A 15,210-nucleotide genomic window follows, 5' to 3' on the forward strand; every position below is an offset into this window, starting at 1 on the left:
TACGTAGGTGTAAAGTAAGCAAGGGGAGTGATCTTGGATGATTGAATGGTATTTTGAATATGAAATACATAAAAACCGACCTGGCTTGCTTGGTGACGTTTCTTCGTTAATCGGTATGCTCGGCATTAATATTGTCACAATTAATGGTGTTGATAATGCACGACGTGGGTTACTCCTTATGTGTGATAATCAAGAGCAGATCTCTAGACTTGAATCAATTTTAAATACGATGGATAACATAACGGTAACGAAATATCGTCCGCCAAAGCTAAGGGATAAACTAGCGGTTAGACATGGTAGGTACATACAACGAGATGCAGATGACAAGAAAACATTTCGTTTTGTGCGTGATGAATTAGGATTACTTGTAGACTTTATGGCGGAAATCATGAAAAAAGAAGGCCATAAACTAATTGGGATACGAGGAATGCCTCGTGTCGGAAAAACAGAATCCATTGTTGCCGCAAGTGTTTGTGCAAATAAACGATGGTTATTTGTATCATCTACTCTCATTAAGCAAACTGTTCGTAGTCAATTGATTGAAGATGAGTATAGCGATGACAATATTTTCATCCTAGATGGAATTGTGTCAACAAAGCGTGCCAATGAAAGGCATTGGCAACTCGTTCGTGAAATTATGAGATTGCCTGCAACGAAAGTTGTGGAACATCCTGATGTATTTGTGAGTCAGTCAGAATACACATTGGATGATTTTGATTATATTATTGAGTTACGTAACGATTATGATGAAGAAATTCAATATAATTTAGTAGATGAAATTGAGCAAGGTACGCAAAATAATTTCTCTATGTTCGACTTTTAAAGAAATATTGAGGTGTTAGTAGTGACAGAATTAGGACAAAAGCTGAAAGAAGCAAGAGAAGCAAAAGGCTTGTCTATTGATCAGCTGCATGAGATTACAAAAATTCAAAAACGTCATTTAGTAGCGATTGAAGAAGGCAATTATGACGTATTGCCAGGAGCTTTTTATGCACGTGCATTCATTAAACAATACGCAGATGCGGCTGGATTAAATGGAGAGGAACTGCTTGTAGAATATCAGAGTACGATACCACAATCTGAAAATCGTGATGTTCCACAAGTATCAACTGGACAAAAAACACAAGAAACAATGCAAAAATCTTCATCATTGCCAATGGCAGATCATATGCCGAAAATCTTAATTGCATTGTTAGTAATCGCATTTGGAGTCGTAGTTTGGTTTGTTATTCAAGCACTGACTGGTAAAGATGACGGACGAGTTCCGGCTACTCAAAGTGAGAAAATTGAAGTTAAAAAAGCAGAAAATTCTCCGCTAGATACGAAGAAAGATGAAGCGAAAGCGGAAGAACCAAAGAAAGAAGAACCAAAGAAAGAAGAGCCAAAAAAAGAAGAGCCAAAGAAAGAGGAACCAACTGGACAACAAGAAGTAAAAGTAGTTGGAACAAGTGGTAAGGTATCTACTTTGGAAATTCATAATAATAAAACATTAGAACTGGAAATTTCAGCGAAGGGTACAAGTTATGTAGATGTTAAGGACGATGCGGGTAATGAAATTCTAAACACTACAGTACAAAGTGGTCAAACAGAAAAACGTGATTTATCAACAGCAAAAGAAGTGCGACTTAATATTGGAAATGCAACGAATGTTGAAGTTAAACTGAATGGCCAAGTGGTCGCTTACCCATTGGATCCAGAAAAAGAACTTCACCAAAGATTGGTGATAAAAAACCAAGGGGTAGAGCAACCTGCACAATAACAGTCATCGCTTCGATGACTTTTTTCAATGAACAAATGTTTTTGATATGATGGAGGAATAGCTGTGAATTTACCAAATAAAATTACAATATCTAGAATCTTCTTAATCCCAGTTTTTATGGTAATTATGTTAGCACCCTTTGATTGGGGTTCATACACAATTGGTGATGTAGATCTACCAATTCAACACTTAGTAGGGGCGCTTATCTTTATTATTGCCTCAGCTACAGATTGGATTGATGGACATTACGCAAGAAAGTATAATCTTGTAACAAACTTAGGGAAATTCCTTGACCCGTTAGCAGATAAATTACTTGTTTCGGCAGCACTTATCACATTAGTCGAGATGGGATCTGTACCAGCTTGGATCGTTATAGTAATTATAAGTCGTGAGTTTGCTGTGACAGGTTTACGACTTGTACTTGCTGGAACAGGGGAAGTCGTTGCAGCGAATCAATTAGGGAAAATTAAAACATGGACACAAATTATTGCGATTGCAGCGTATTTATTACACGATGTACCGTTAAATTTAATCCATATTCCAGTTGCTGATATCTTTATATGGATTGCATTAATTTTTACTGTTATTTCAGGATGGGATTATTTCTGGAAAAATAGAGCTGCTTTTGTAAACTCAAAATAGAAGTTTATGGGGGAATTGGGATGAATGCTGAAATTATTGCGGTTGGAACGGAATTATTACTTGGACAAATTGCAAATACAAACGCCCAGTTTTTATCTGAAAAGTTAGCTTCAATTGGCATTAATGTTTACTACCATACTGTAGTTGGAGATAATAACAAACGATTACAGCAGGCGATTGAAGTTGCAGAAGAACGTGCGGACATGCTTATTTTTACAGGTGGATTAGGCCCGACAAAAGATGATTTGACGAAGGAAACAATTGCGTCTAGCTTAGGGGAAGAGCTTGTATATGACGAAAATGCATTAGCATTAATAAGCGATTATTTTAAGCGTACAGGTCGTGAGTTCACTGAAAATAATAAAAAGCAGGCACTCGTTTTGAATGGAGCAACTGTATTTGCAAATGATCACGGTATGGCACCTGGTATGGGTTTAAATAAGAACGGAAAAGTATATATTTTATTACCAGGACCACCGAAAGAAATGAGGCCAATGTATGTAAGTTATGTAGAGCCTTTTTTACGTAACTTTACAACAGGAGAAAACATTTATTCTCGCGTGCTTCGCTTCTTCGGAATTGGGGAATCTCAATTAGAGGTGAAAGTTCAAGATTTAATTGATGGACAAACGAACCCGACAATCGCCCCGCTTGCGAATGATGGAGAAGTGACATTGCGTTTAACTGCGAAGCATCAAAATGCTCATGAAGCGGAGAAACTCATTCAGCATATGGAAGATTTGATTTTAGAAAGAGTAGGAGAATTTTTCTACGGGTATGACCAAGAGTTTCTGCACTATAAGGCGATAGAGTTATTGAAGAAAAAAGGATTAACTTTAGCGTGTGCAGAAAGTTTAACAGGTGGTCTCTTCGGTAATCAAGTAACAGAAAGTGCTGGTGTGTCTTCAGTATTTAAAGGCGGTGTCATTTGTTATCATAATGATGTGAAGCAACATGTTTTACATGTACCTGAGGAAGTGTTGTCTACTGACGGTGCAGTTAGTAAAGAATGTGCTCGTTATCTTGCTGAAAATGTTAAAGAATTATTAAAAGCGGATATCGGAATTAGTTTCACTGGGGTAGCAGGACCAGATGCTTCAGAACATAAAGAGCCGGGAACAGTATTTGTTGGATTGGCGATTAAAGATGAACCAACTGTAGTCTTTCCTCTAAATTTAAGCGGAAGTCGTCAACAAATTAGGGAACGCTCAGCAAAATATGGGTTTTATCATTTGTATAAAAAGCTAGAAGAGATATAAGTCTCTTTTAGCTTTTTTTAATGGTTAAATGCAGTTTTATGTAATGGAAAATAAAAAAATCGAATAAATGTTCGATTTTTGTTGGCAAATTGAATTGAAAATAGGTATAATAAGATTAGCAATTCAGTTAAGGAGGAATTTTGAATGAGTGATCGTCAAGCGGCATTAGATATGGCGTTAAAACAAATAGAGAAGCAATTCGGTAAAGGTTCAATTATGAAATTAGGAGAACAAGCTGAGCGTAGAATTTCTACAATTTCAAGTGGTTCTTTAGCACTTGATGTGGCACTAGGGGTAGGCGGATACCCACGTGGCCGTATTATTGAAATTTACGGACCTGAAAGTTCAGGTAAAACAACAGTTTCATTACATGCAATCGCTGAAGTACAGCGTCAAGGTGGACAAGCAGCGTTTATTGATGCGGAGCATGCAATGGATCCTGTATATGCACAAAAATTAGGCGTTAACATAGATGAATTACTATTATCACAGCCTGATACAGGGGAGCAAGGACTAGAAATCGCAGAAGCACTTGTACGAAGTGGCGCGGTTGACATTATCGTAATTGACTCTGTAGCAGCTCTTGTACCGAAAGCAGAGATCGAAGGAGACATGGGTGACTCACACGTAGGTTTACAAGCACGTTTAATGTCACAAGCACTTCGTAAGCTTTCAGGTGCAATCAATAAATCAAAAACAATCGCAATCTTTATCAACCAAATTCGTGAAAAAGTTGGGGTTATGTTCGGGAACCCAGAAACAACTCCGGGTGGTCGTGCGTTGAAATTCTATTCAACAGTTCGTCTTGAAGTACGTCGTGCTGAGCAATTAAAACAAGGTAACGACATCGTCGGTAATAAAACGAAAGTAAAAGTAGTGAAAAATAAAGTAGCACCACCATTCCGTGTTGCTGAAGTTGATATTATGTACGGAGAAGGTATTTCAAGAGAAGGTGAAATCTTAGATATGGCTTCTGAACTTGATATCGTTCAAAAGAGTGGTGCTTGGTACTCGTATAATGAAGAACGTTTAGGACAAGGTCGTGAAAATTCAAAACAATTCTTAAAAGAGAATACGGATTTAAGAGAGGAAATTGCCTTCTTTGTTCGTGATCATCACGGAATTGGTGAAGACTCAGGTGTGGAAGACACGGAAGATTCAACTCTTCAAGATTAAAAAATAAAAGACACGGTCCCGTGTCTTTTATTTTTTTACCTTCTATTAAAATCGTGTATATCGCAGTAGTTAAAAAATTTTTTTTGACTCAAACGGGATGTGTAAAGAGGGATATTCATATGTTTTAAGGGAATAAAATGGTATTTACTAAGGTTTTCCAGGATAATATGCTATCAATTTTTCAAATTCAGATAACATTCAGGACTGAAGGTAAAGAAAGTAAAAGTAGACAACGCTTGACAATGAAAATTCCGATAGATACAATGAGAATGTATATTTTTTCTTATATACGATATACTCTTCTCAAGAAGAGAAGTAATATTCGGAGTAAGGTTTAAATCTTGCCGAAATAATAATATGACATTTTAATTGTGAAATGAAGAAAGTCCCTTAAAAAAGCGGGACGACGGTCTTTGCTGTATGTTGTAATTCAATGTACATGCCGACAGTCTTTTTTCATTCATAGCAAGGGGAGGTGAAATCATGACGAGTACAGTTTGGATACTCATCTCCATTTTGCTTGCAACAGTCGGTGCAGTTGTTGGCTTTTTTGTTCGAAAGTCTATTGCTGAAGCGAAGATTAATGGTGCGGCTAATGAAGCGAGACGTATTTTAGACGAAGCGAATCGTGATGCTGAAGCACTTAAGAAAGAAGCGCTTTTAGAAGCAAAGGATGAAATTCATACACTTCGTACAGAAGCTGAATTAGAAATTCGTGACCGTAGAAGCGAATTACAAAAACAAGAAAATCGTTTAATGCAAAAAGAAGAGAACCTTGATCGTAAAGACGAAACGCTCGATAAACGCGAGCAGCAGTTAGAGAAGAAAGAGGATTCTCTTGTAGCGAGACAACAACAGATTGAAGAGTTGGAAAGCAAAGTGGGAGAGTTAGTTCAAAAGCAACAAACAGAATTAGAGCGCATTTCCAATCTGACACGCGAACAAGCGAAAGCAATTATTCTTGGTAAAGTAGAAAGTGAAGTTTCTCATGAAATCGCTGTTATGGTAAAAGAAAGTGAAGTTCGCGCGAAAGAAGAAGCGGATAAGAAAGCAAAAGAGATTTTATCTCTTGCAATGCAAAGATGTGCAGCTGATCATGTTGCTGAAACAACCGTTTCGGTTGTAAATCTTCCAAATGACGAAATGAAGGGACGTATTATCGGGCGTGAAGGTCGTAATATTCGTACGTTAGAAACGTTAACGGGTATTGACTTAATTATCGATGATACACCAGAGGCAGTAATCCTTTCTGGATTCGACCCAATTCGTCGTGAAACAGCTCGTATCGCTCTTGATAAACTAGTACAGGACGGACGTATTCACCCAGCGCGTATTGAAGAGATGGTCGAAAAATCAAGACGTGAAGTGGACGAGTATATTCGCGAAGTCGGAGAGCAAACAACGTTTGAAGTGGGTGTTCACGGATTACATCCAGATTTAATTAAGATTTTAGGTCGTTTGAAATACCGTACAAGTTACGGACAAAACGTCTTAAAACACTCTATGGAAGTTGCATATTTAACTGGACTTATGGCAGCAGAGCTTGGTGAGGATGAAAAACTAGCAAGACGTGCAGGTCTATTACATGATATCGGGAAAGCTATTGATCATGAAGTAGAAGGTAGTCACGTTGAAATTGGTGTTGAACTTGCGACGAAATATAAAGAGCATCCTGTAGTTATAAACAGTATTGCATCTCACCATGGTGACACAGAACCAACTTCTATCATTGCAGTTTTAGTTGCAGCAGCAGATGCATTATCAGCTGCAAGACCGGGAGCTCGTAGTGAAACGCTTGAAAACTACATTCGTCGTCTTGAAAAGTTAGAAGAGATTTCAGAGTCTTATGAAGGCGTTGAAAAATCATTCGCAATTCAAGCAGGACGTGAAGTTCGTATTCTGGTAAAACCAGATACAATCGATGACTTAGAAGCTCATCGTTTAGCTCGTGATATTCGAAAACGTATTGAAAATGAACTGGATTACCCAGGACATATTAAAGTAACTGTTATTCGTGAAACACGTGCAGTGGAATACGCAAAATAAAGTGGTGAAACACCACTTTATTTTTTTGTGTTGGAATTGGATAAAATAAAGAAAATCAAGTGAAACAAACTTATAATAAATTTGTTGTAAGGAAATTGCTTGAAGTTATAGTAATAAAAAATGTAGTACATAGAAAGGGTAAGACATATGAGAATATTATTTGTTGGGGATGTAGTAGGATCTCCTGGTAGAAGTATGATTCAACAATACGTACCGGCGTTAAAGAAAAAATATACACCTACAGTAACAATCATTAATGGAGAAAATGCAGCAGGTGGGCGTGGTATTACAGAAAAAATTTATCGAAACTTTTTAGAGTGCGGCGCACAAGCGGTTACACTTGGAAACCATGCTTGGGATAATCGTGAGGTATTTGAATTTATTGATGATGCAAAATATCTTGCAAGACCAGCTAACTTCCCAGAAGGAACACCGGGAAAAGGTCTTATATTTGTGAATTGTAATGGAACAGAAGTTGCAGTTATTAACTTACAAGGGCGTACGTTCCTTCCTCCGATTGATTGTCCATTTCGAAAAGTGGATGAATTAATTAACATTGCGAAAAAACGTACGAATATTATCTTTGTTGATTTTCATGCGGAAACTACAAGTGAAAAACAAGCGCTAGGTTGGTATGTAGATGGTCGTGCTACAGCGGTAGTAGGTACACATACTCATGTACCTACAGCAGATAATCGTATTTTACCAAGCGGAACAGCATACATTACAGATGTTGGTATGACAGGCCCGTATGACGGAATTTTAGGTATGGATAGAGAAGCGGTCTTGAAGAAGTTTTTAACAAACTTACCGGTAAGATTTGAAGTGACGAATGGTAGAACACAATTAAGTGCAGTGCTAATTGATGTGGATCCGAATACAGGAAAAGCAAAGAAAATTGAGCGCATTTTAATTAATGACGATCAACCATTTTTTGAGTAAATCTCCGTAAAGATTTAGATAAGTTATTATATTTTAATTTTTTAGAAAAATTACGAAAATTTAGCAGGAATACGCGCCATTCCTCGTGAATATAAGTTAAAGTGATATAATTGCTAATACTTTTTAAAGAAACGAGGAGGAAACGCGGAATGGAAATATTAAAAGTTAAAGCAACGTCGGTCCCTAATTCTGTAGCTGGTGCACTTGCAGGTGTTATTCGCGAACGCGGAACAGCAGAAATTCAAGCTATTGGTGCAGGTGCATTGAACCAAGCGGTAAAAGCAGTAGCAATTGCAAGAGGGTTTGTAGCGCCTAGTGGTTTGGACCTGATTTGTATCCCAGCGTTTACAGATATTATGATTGATGGGGAAGAGCGTACAGCAATAAAATTAATTGTAGAACCTCGTTAAGTTTAAACAACCTGTTTGCAGTATGCAAACAGGTTATTTTTATAGTGGAGGAATGAAAATGAAAATTTTTGATGCTCATTGTGATGTACTCTTACAGTTATGGATTGCAAAGGGGAAAAAGAATTTTAAAAATGATTCACAATTACATATTACATTTGAACAATTGAAGAAAAGAAAAGGAAGTATACAATGTTTTGCTATATATGTGCCAGAAACAGTAGCATATGAAAAACGTTTTGAAGCGGCATTACAAATGATAGATATTTTTTATAATGAAATTTTATCGCTACCAGGTGTGAAGTTGATCCGAACGAAAGCTGATATAAGTATGTTAAAACAGGACGAGATTGGAGCTCTTTTAACATTAGAAGGATGCGAAGCAATTGGAAAAGAGGCGATGAAATTACGTTTGTTTTATCAATTAGGTGTACGTTCCTTTGGATTAACATGGAACTATGCGAATTTGTTAGCTGATGGGGCGCTAGAGACACGTGGAGCAGGCTTAACTACTTTCGGTAGACAAGTTGTACAAGAACTTAATACGTTACATTTATGGACCGATCTGTCCCATTTAAATGAGAGAAGTTTTTGGGATGTGATAGAAATTGCAAATAATCCTATTGCATCTCACTCAAATTGCTATAAACTGTGTGACCATCCACGTAATTTAAATGAGGAACAAATTCAATTCCTTATAAAGCGAAATGGCATGATTGGTGTCACTTTTGTACCTCAGTTTCTTACAAATGAAAAACAAGCGAATATTACAGATATAATAAAACATATCGATTATATTTGTTCGCTAGGTGGAGAAAACAACATAGGGTTTGGTTCAGATTTTGATGGGATTTTAGAAACAGTTGTAAATGTATCGGTGTATGAAGATTATGAAAATGTAATTAATGAACTATATAAACACTATGCTGCATCAACTGTAGAACGATTTTTGTATGATAACTTTGTTGAACATATAAGTTTTTAAGTGTTTTGTTTTAAAAAATCAGAAAAATTAAAATAAATCCAATTGATATTATTGCTTTTTTTAGGACCTAATACTAGAATGAAAAACGAAATAGCTTTATACTTAAGATTCAGGGAAATCAGAAGAGGCATAATTTGCGTCCGTTGTAGTTTATTTGCATAAAAAATGCTAAACTAATACTGTAAAAAAATACACTACAATGAATGCAGCCAAAAGGGGTGTAGGAGATGATTAGTCAACTTTCATGGAAAGTTGGAGGCCAACAAGGTGAAGGAATTGAAAGTACAGGGGAAATCTTCTGTATAGCATTAAACCGATTAGGATATTACCTATACGGTTACCGCCACTTCTCATCACGTATAAAAGGCGGCCATACAAATAATAAAATTCGCGTAAGTACAACAGAAGTACGTGCGATCTCAGATGACTTAGATATTTTAATTGCTTTTGATCAAGAAACAATTGATTTTAACTTCCACGAACTACGTCCAGGCGGAATTGTCGTTGCGGATGCGAAATTTAATCCAACAATACCTGACAATACAGATGTAAATTTATATGTGATACCGTTTACAGATATTGCTTCAGAATTAGGTACATCATTAATGAAAAACATGGTTGCTGTTGGAGCATCAAGTGCGGTATTAGGTTTAGACGAAACAGCTTATTTGGATGTTGTTGAAGAAATCTTTGGTCGTAAAGGAGAGCAAGTCGTTCAAAAGAATATGGACGCAATTAAACGTGGCTCTCAATATATGAAAGAATTGCTAGGTGAGAAAGTAAACATGATGCAGCTTGAAAAAGCTGATGGTAAGAAACGCATGTTTATGATTGGAAACGATGCAATCGCATTTGGTGCGGTAGCTGGTGGCGCTCGTTTTATGTCAGCATATCCAATCACACCTGCATCTGAAATTATGGAATACTTAATTAAAAAATTGCCTAAAGTCGGCGGAACAGTAATCCAAACTGAGGATGAAATCGCAGCTTGTACAATGGCAATTGGCGCAAACTATGCTGGTGTTCGTACATTAACAGCATCTGCAGGGCCTGGTCTTTCTTTAATGATGGAAGCGATTGGTTTAGCAGGTATTACAGAAACACCGCTAGTAATTGTTGATACGCAACGTGGTGGTCCAAGTACGGGGTTACCAACGAAACAAGAGCAGTCTGATTTAATGGCGATGATTTACGGTACGCATGGTGAAATTCCAAAAATCGTAATGGCGCCAAGTACAGTGGAAGAAGCTTTCTATGATATTGTAGAAGCGTTTAACTTAGCTGAAGAATATCAAGTGCCTGTTATTTTCTTAACGGATTTACAGCTTTCTTTAGGTAAACAAACTGTAGAACCGCTTACGTTAGATAAAGTGGAAATTCGTCGCGGTAAGCTGGATTTAGAAGCAGAATTACCAGAACGTGAAAATAAAGCATACTTCAAGCGTTATGAAGTAACAGAAGATGGCGTTTCACCACGTGTTTTACCTGGTATGAAAAATGGTATTCACCATGTTACAGGTGTAGAACATGATGAAACTGGTAAACCATCTGAATCAGCAATAAACCGTAAAGATCAAATGGACAAACGTTTCCGTAAAATGGAGAACTTGAAGTTTAATACCCCTGTTTATAAAAATGTTAAGCATGAGGAAGCAGATGTATTGCTTGTTGGATTTAACTCAACTCGTGGTGCGATCGAAGAGGCAATGGAGCGTTTAGAACAAGAGGGTATGAAAGTAAACCATGCTCAAATCCGTTTAATTCACCCGTTCCCGAAAGCTGAAATCGATCCACTTGTGAAAAATGCAAAACGTGTTGTAGTTGTAGAAAACAACGCGACTGGTCAGCTTGCTAACATTATGAAAATGAATCTTGGTAGTGGTGAGAAAATTTCTAGTCTTTTAAAATATGATGGAAACCCATTCTTGCCAAAAGAGATTTACAACGAATGCAAAAAAGGGGTTGTATTAAATGGCAACATTTAAGGACTTTCGTAACAGTGTAAAACCAAACTGGTGCCCAGGTTGCGGAGACTTTTCGGTGCAAGCTGCAATTCAGCGTGCGGCAGCTAACGTTGGCTTAAATCCAGATGAACTTGCTGTTGTTTCTGGTATTGGTTGTTCAGGTCGTATATCAGGTTATATTAATTCATATGGTGTGCATAGTATTCATGGACGTGCCCTTCCGATTGCACAAGGTGTGAAAATGGCAAATCGTGATTTAACAGTTATCGCATCAGGTGGTGACGGTGATGGATTTGCGATTGGTATGGGACATACAATCCATTCTATTCGTAGAAACATTGACATTACGTATATAGTAATGGATAACCAAATTTACGGATTAACAAAAGGCCAAACTTCACCACGTAGTGAAGCTGGATTTAAAACGAAAAGTACACCACAAGGTTCGATTGAACCATCATTAAATGTTATGGAAATGGCATTAACAGCTGGTGCAACATTTGTGGCGCAAAGCTTTTCAAGTGATTTAAAAGAATTAACGCAAATTATTGAAGCTGGTATTAACCATAAAGGGTTCTCATTAATTAATGTATTTAGTCCATGTGTTACTTATAATAAAGTAAATACGTACGATTGGTTCAAAGAGAACTTAACGAAACTAAGTACAGTAGAGGGATATGATCCATCTAATCGCATGATGGCTATGCAAACATTAATGGAAAATAACGGATTAGTAACAGGTTTAATTTATCAAAATACTGCGCAACCATCATATCAAGAACTTGTAAAAGGCTATAGTGAAAAGCCATTAGTACAAGCTGATTTAAATATGGATCAGAAAATGTTTGATGAGCTTGTTGCTGAATTTATGTAACGATTAGAAGGTTGCCATTCGGCAACCTTTTTTTACTGAATGAAAAATATAGGATAGCTTTGTTTACTTAGAAAATTCAGAATGGTAAAATAATATAAGGATCGTTGTATGGAAATGGCAAGTTCATTGCTTATGAAATGTAAGATAAGGCAGGGCCTATTCCTTGTTAAAATTGGCTAAACGCTTCATACTATGGTAATGTGTATAGGGATAAAGCAATATGCTTTTGGGTAGGACAAGATGAAATAATAAAAAGGGAATGTCTATTTGTGTGGGGAAGACTTCATTCTTACGGATGATTAGATCGATTACTCAAGTTTCAAAGGACAAGTTATCTCTCAATCAAGCTATCTAACCATTTTTAAGGTGGGTCTAAGCGCATTAAAATAGACTACAGAGTGTGTATAGTTAAGGGTGAAAGGAGATTACCGATGAACGAGCAACAACGATTAGCAAGTCAACAAGCAAATTCCTCTACGAAAAAAGAAGAGAAAGATTATAGCAAATACTTTGAAAGCGTATATCAACCACCTTCCTTAAAAGATGCCAAAAAGCGTGGAAAAGAAGAAGTTAAAATTGAACGGGATTTTGGCTTACCTGAAGAGTTTCGTAATTTTGGTGCAGGAAGAAAGTTTTATATTCGTACATATGGGTGTCAAATGAATGAGCATGATACGGAAGTAATGGCAGGTATTTTCACAACACTTGGATATGAACCGACATTTTCAACTGAAGATGCAGATGTAGTTTTATTAAACACTTGTGCAATTCGTGAAAACGCTGAAAATAAAGTGTTTGGTGAACTTGGTCATTTAAAATCATTAAAACGTAGAAATCCGGACCTTTTAATTGGTGTATGTGGTTGTATGTCTCAAGAGGAATCTGTTGTAAATAAAATCATGCAAAAAAATCAGCATGTAGATATGGTATTTGGCACGCATAATATTCATAGATTACCGTACATTCTAAAAGATGCAATGTTCTCGAAGGAGACGGTAGTTGAAGTTTGGTCAAAAGAAGGAGACGTAATTGAAAACCTTCCGAAAGTACGTCGTGGCGATATTAAAGCTTGGGTAAATATTATGTATGGCTGTGATAAATTCTGTACATATTGTATTGTACCGTATACACGCGGAAAAGAGCGAAGCAGGCGTCCAGAAGATATTATTCAAGAGATTCGTCATTTAGCTGCGAATGGTTATAAAGAAATTACGCTACTTGGACAGAACGTAAATGCATATGGTAAAGACTTTGAAGATTTAGAATACGGTCTTGGCGATTTAATGGACGAACTTCGTAAAGTTGATATTGCCCGTATTCGTTTTACAACGAGTCATCCACGTGATTTCGATGACCACTTAATTGAAGTGCTTGGAAAAGGTGGAAATCTAGTGGAACATATTCACTTACCAGTTCAATCTGGAAGCACAGATATGTTGAAAATTATGGCACGTAAATATTCACGTGAACATTATTTAGAACTTGTAAGAAAAATTAAAGAAACAATTCCAAGCGCAGTATTAACAACTGATATTATCGTCGGTTTCCCAAATGAAACAGATGAGCAATTTGAAGAAACGATGTCGTTATATCGTGAAGTAGGATTTGATACTGCATTTACATTTATTTATTCCCCGCGAGAAGGTACACCAGCTGCAAAAATGAAAGATAATGTGCCTATGGAAGTAAAGAAAGAACGATTACAACGATTAAACACACTCGTAAATGGGTTGGCAGTTGAAAAGAATAATCGTTATAAAGGTCAAGTTGTAGAAGTGTTAGTTGATGGGGAAAGTAAAAATAATCCGGAAGTACTTGCAGGTTATACTCGTACGAATAAACTTGTAAACTTCGTCGCTTCAAAATCTTTAATTGGTCAGCTTGTGAAAGTAAAAATAACGGAAGCAAAAACTTGGTCTCTTAACGGGGAATTAGTTGAGGAACCGATTGAGGTGAAATAATAGATGAAAGTATATACGAAAGACGAAATTGTAGAGCAAGCGAAAGAATTAGCGAAAATGATTTCTGAAACAGAAGAAGTTGATTTTTTTAAGAAAGCAGAGGCGCAAATTCATAAAAATGAAAATGTAAAGCACGCAATTGATGAAATTAAAGCATTGCAAAAACAAGCAGTTAACTTGCAACATTACGGGAAGTGGGAAGCTTTGAAAAAAGTAGAAGCTGAAATTGACGCACTTCAAGATAAGTTAGACAATATTCCAGTTGTGCAGGAGTTTAAATCTTCACAAACATATGTAAATGACTTACTACAGTTAGTTGCGAGTACCATTTCTAATAATGTTACAGATGAAATATTAGTTTCAACTGGCGGCGATGTACTTAAGGGTGAAACTGGTGCGGCGGTAGAAAGTAAAAAAGGAAATTGTGGTTGTTAAAGAGATGTCATATTGACATCTCTTTTTTTTAGTGGATTAAACGTAAGTTCTTCTCAAAAAAAGAATGACACATTCCGCTATTGTCACGCATATGATTAAGTGAATAGTGATTGAGGAGGGTTACGAATGTCCGAATTTAGAGAGATTATTACAAAAGCAGTGGTTGGAAAAGGACGTAAGTATACAAAGTCAACGCATACATGTGAATCGAATAATGAGCCAACAAGTATTTTAGGGTGCTGGGTAATTAACCACTCGTACGAAGCGAGAAAGAATGGAAAACATGTAGAAATTGAAGGTTTCTATGATGTGAACACTTGGTATTCGTTTGATGGCAATACAAAGACTGAAGTTGTAACAGAACGTGTGAACTACACTGACGAAGTAAGCATTGGTTATCGTGATAAGAACTTCTCTGGTGACGATTTAGAAATTATTGCTCGTGTCATTCAACCGCCAAATTGTTTAGAAGCTCTTGTATCGCCAAATGGGAATAAAATTGTTGTAACTGTAGAACGTGAATTTGTAACAGAAGTAGTTGGGGAAACAAAAATTTGTGTAAGTGTAAATCCTGAAGGTTGTGTAGAATCAGATGAGGATTTCCAAGTCGATGATGATGAGTTTGAAGAATTAGATCCGAACTTTATCGTTGACGCAGAAGAAGAGTAATAGAAAGCTAGGGAGAAGTTCTTCCTAGCTTTTTACTTTACATAAGTGGTGCTGAATGAACATGAATCTTTATGAAATATGTTATAATGAA

14 protein-coding genes are annotated in these 15,210 nt (G+C 36.7%); all 14 read left to right on the forward strand.

Features of this window, described 5'->3' with window-relative positions; all coding sequences use genetic code 11:
• Positions 1 to 37: 37 nt before the first annotated feature.
• Positions 38 to 823, forward strand: coding sequence for a DUF3388 domain-containing protein (locus JDS92_RS13550; RefSeq protein WP_000574107.1), 786 nt, complete (start codon positions 38 to 40; stop codon positions 821 to 823).
• A 21-nt stretch (positions 824 to 844) separates the two neighbouring features.
• Positions 845 to 1,759 carry a helix-turn-helix domain-containing protein gene (locus tag JDS92_RS13555; RefSeq protein WP_000137455.1) on the forward strand — a complete coding sequence of 305 codons (915 nt, stop codon included), beginning with the start codon at positions 845 to 847 and terminating at the stop codon, positions 1,757 to 1,759.
• 63 nt (positions 1,760 to 1,822) lie between these two features.
• A complete protein-coding gene (gene pgsA, locus JDS92_RS13560; RefSeq protein ID WP_001052980.1) occupies positions 1,823 to 2,401 on the forward strand; it encodes a CDP-diacylglycerol--glycerol-3-phosphate 3-phosphatidyltransferase in 579 nt (192 codons plus the stop codon).
• Positions 2,402 to 2,421: 20 nt separating this feature from the next.
• Entirely contained in the window at positions 2,422 to 3,660 is a 1,239-nt protein-coding gene (cinA, locus tag JDS92_RS13565) for a competence/damage-inducible protein CinA (protein ID WP_087969816.1), read from the forward strand.
• Positions 3,661 to 3,804: 144 nt separating this feature from the next.
• Complete coding sequence (recA, locus tag JDS92_RS13570; protein WP_001283854.1) at positions 3,805 to 4,836, forward strand: recombinase RecA; 1,032 nt, start codon at positions 3,805 to 3,807, stop codon at positions 4,834 to 4,836.
• 483 nt (positions 4,837 to 5,319) lie between these two features.
• Positions 5,320 to 6,882 carry a ribonuclease Y gene (gene rny / locus JDS92_RS13575; RefSeq protein WP_000204910.1) on the forward strand — a complete coding sequence of 521 codons (1,563 nt, stop codon included), beginning with the start codon at positions 5,320 to 5,322 and terminating at the stop codon, positions 6,880 to 6,882.
• Positions 6,883 to 7,029: 147 nt separating this feature from the next.
• Positions 7,030 to 7,824, forward strand: a complete 795-nt coding sequence (locus tag JDS92_RS13580; RefSeq protein WP_001221099.1) for a TIGR00282 family metallophosphoesterase — start codon at positions 7,030 to 7,032, stop codon at positions 7,822 to 7,824.
• A 149-nt stretch (positions 7,825 to 7,973) separates the two neighbouring features.
• Positions 7,974 to 8,234 (forward strand): stage V sporulation protein SpoVS, encoded by a 261-nt coding sequence (gene spoVS, locus JDS92_RS13585; RefSeq protein WP_000404341.1) that lies wholly within the window; start codon positions 7,974 to 7,976, stop codon positions 8,232 to 8,234.
• A 58-nt stretch (positions 8,235 to 8,292) separates the two neighbouring features.
• Positions 8,293 to 9,216, forward strand: coding sequence for a dipeptidase (locus JDS92_RS13590; RefSeq protein ID WP_097957671.1), 924 nt, complete (start codon positions 8,293 to 8,295; stop codon positions 9,214 to 9,216).
• Between the two features lie 227 nt (positions 9,217 to 9,443).
• Positions 9,444 to 11,201: a 2-oxoacid:acceptor oxidoreductase subunit alpha gene (locus tag JDS92_RS13595; RefSeq protein WP_000625412.1), complete on the forward strand. Its 1,758-nt coding sequence runs from the start codon at positions 9,444 to 9,446 to the stop codon at positions 11,199 to 11,201.
• A complete protein-coding gene (locus JDS92_RS13600; protein WP_000190161.1) occupies positions 11,188 to 12,054 on the forward strand; it encodes a 2-oxoacid:ferredoxin oxidoreductase subunit beta in 867 nt (288 codons plus the stop codon). Before JDS92_RS13595 ends, JDS92_RS13600 begins: the two co-directional genes overlap by 14 nt.
• 431 nt (positions 12,055 to 12,485) lie before the next feature.
• Positions 12,486 to 14,015: a tRNA (N6-isopentenyl adenosine(37)-C2)-methylthiotransferase MiaB gene (gene miaB, locus JDS92_RS13605; RefSeq protein ID WP_001005380.1), complete on the forward strand. Its 1,530-nt coding sequence runs from the start codon at positions 12,486 to 12,488 to the stop codon at positions 14,013 to 14,015.
• Between the two features lie 3 nt (positions 14,016 to 14,018).
• On the forward strand, positions 14,019 to 14,450 hold the full coding sequence (locus JDS92_RS13610) for a YlbF/YmcA family competence regulator (protein WP_000870465.1): 432 nt from the start codon (positions 14,019 to 14,021) through the stop codon (positions 14,448 to 14,450).
• A 126-nt stretch (positions 14,451 to 14,576) separates the two neighbouring features.
• On the forward strand, positions 14,577 to 15,119 hold the full coding sequence (gene cotE / locus JDS92_RS13615; RefSeq protein WP_001288802.1) for an outer spore coat protein CotE: 543 nt from the start codon (positions 14,577 to 14,579) through the stop codon (positions 15,117 to 15,119).
• The last annotated feature ends 91 nt before the right edge of the window (positions 15,120 to 15,210 follow it).

It is taken from the genome of Bacillus cereus group sp. N12 (assembly GCF_016483575.1).
Lineage (GTDB): Bacteria > Bacillota > Bacilli > Bacillales > Bacillaceae_G > Bacillus_A > Bacillus_A toyonensis.

What these genes read in the sequence shown, in the direction of transcription:
- JDS92_RS13610 (WP_000870465.1), top strand. Translation starts at nt 14,019, where the DNA reads ATGAAAGTATATACGAAAGACGAAATTGTAGAGCAAGCGAAAGAATTA.
- cotE (WP_001288802.1), top strand. Translation starts at nt 14,577, where the DNA reads ATGTCCGAATTTAGAGAGATTATTACAAAAGCAGTGGTTGGAAAAGGA.
- JDS92_RS13590 (WP_097957671.1), top strand. Translation starts at nt 8,293, where the DNA reads ATGAAAATTTTTGATGCTCATTGTGATGTACTCTTACAGTTATGGATT.
- spoVS (WP_000404341.1), top strand. Translation starts at nt 7,974, where the DNA reads ATGGAAATATTAAAAGTTAAAGCAACGTCGGTCCCTAATTCTGTAGCT.
- miaB (WP_001005380.1), top strand. Translation starts at nt 12,486, where the DNA reads ATGAACGAGCAACAACGATTAGCAAGTCAACAAGCAAATTCCTCTACG.
- recA (WP_001283854.1), top strand. Translation starts at nt 3,805, where the DNA reads ATGAGTGATCGTCAAGCGGCATTAGATATGGCGTTAAAACAAATAGAG.
- JDS92_RS13600 (WP_000190161.1), top strand. Translation starts at nt 11,188, where the DNA reads ATGGCAACATTTAAGGACTTTCGTAACAGTGTAAAACCAAACTGGTGC.
- cinA (WP_087969816.1), top strand. Translation starts at nt 2,422, where the DNA reads ATGAATGCTGAAATTATTGCGGTTGGAACGGAATTATTACTTGGACAA.
- JDS92_RS13580 (WP_001221099.1), top strand. Translation starts at nt 7,030, where the DNA reads ATGAGAATATTATTTGTTGGGGATGTAGTAGGATCTCCTGGTAGAAGT.
- rny (WP_000204910.1), top strand. Translation starts at nt 5,320, where the DNA reads ATGACGAGTACAGTTTGGATACTCATCTCCATTTTGCTTGCAACAGTC.
- JDS92_RS13595 (WP_000625412.1), top strand. Translation starts at nt 9,444, where the DNA reads ATGATTAGTCAACTTTCATGGAAAGTTGGAGGCCAACAAGGTGAAGGA.
- JDS92_RS13550 (WP_000574107.1), top strand. Translation starts at nt 38, where the DNA reads ATGATTGAATGGTATTTTGAATATGAAATACATAAAAACCGACCTGGC.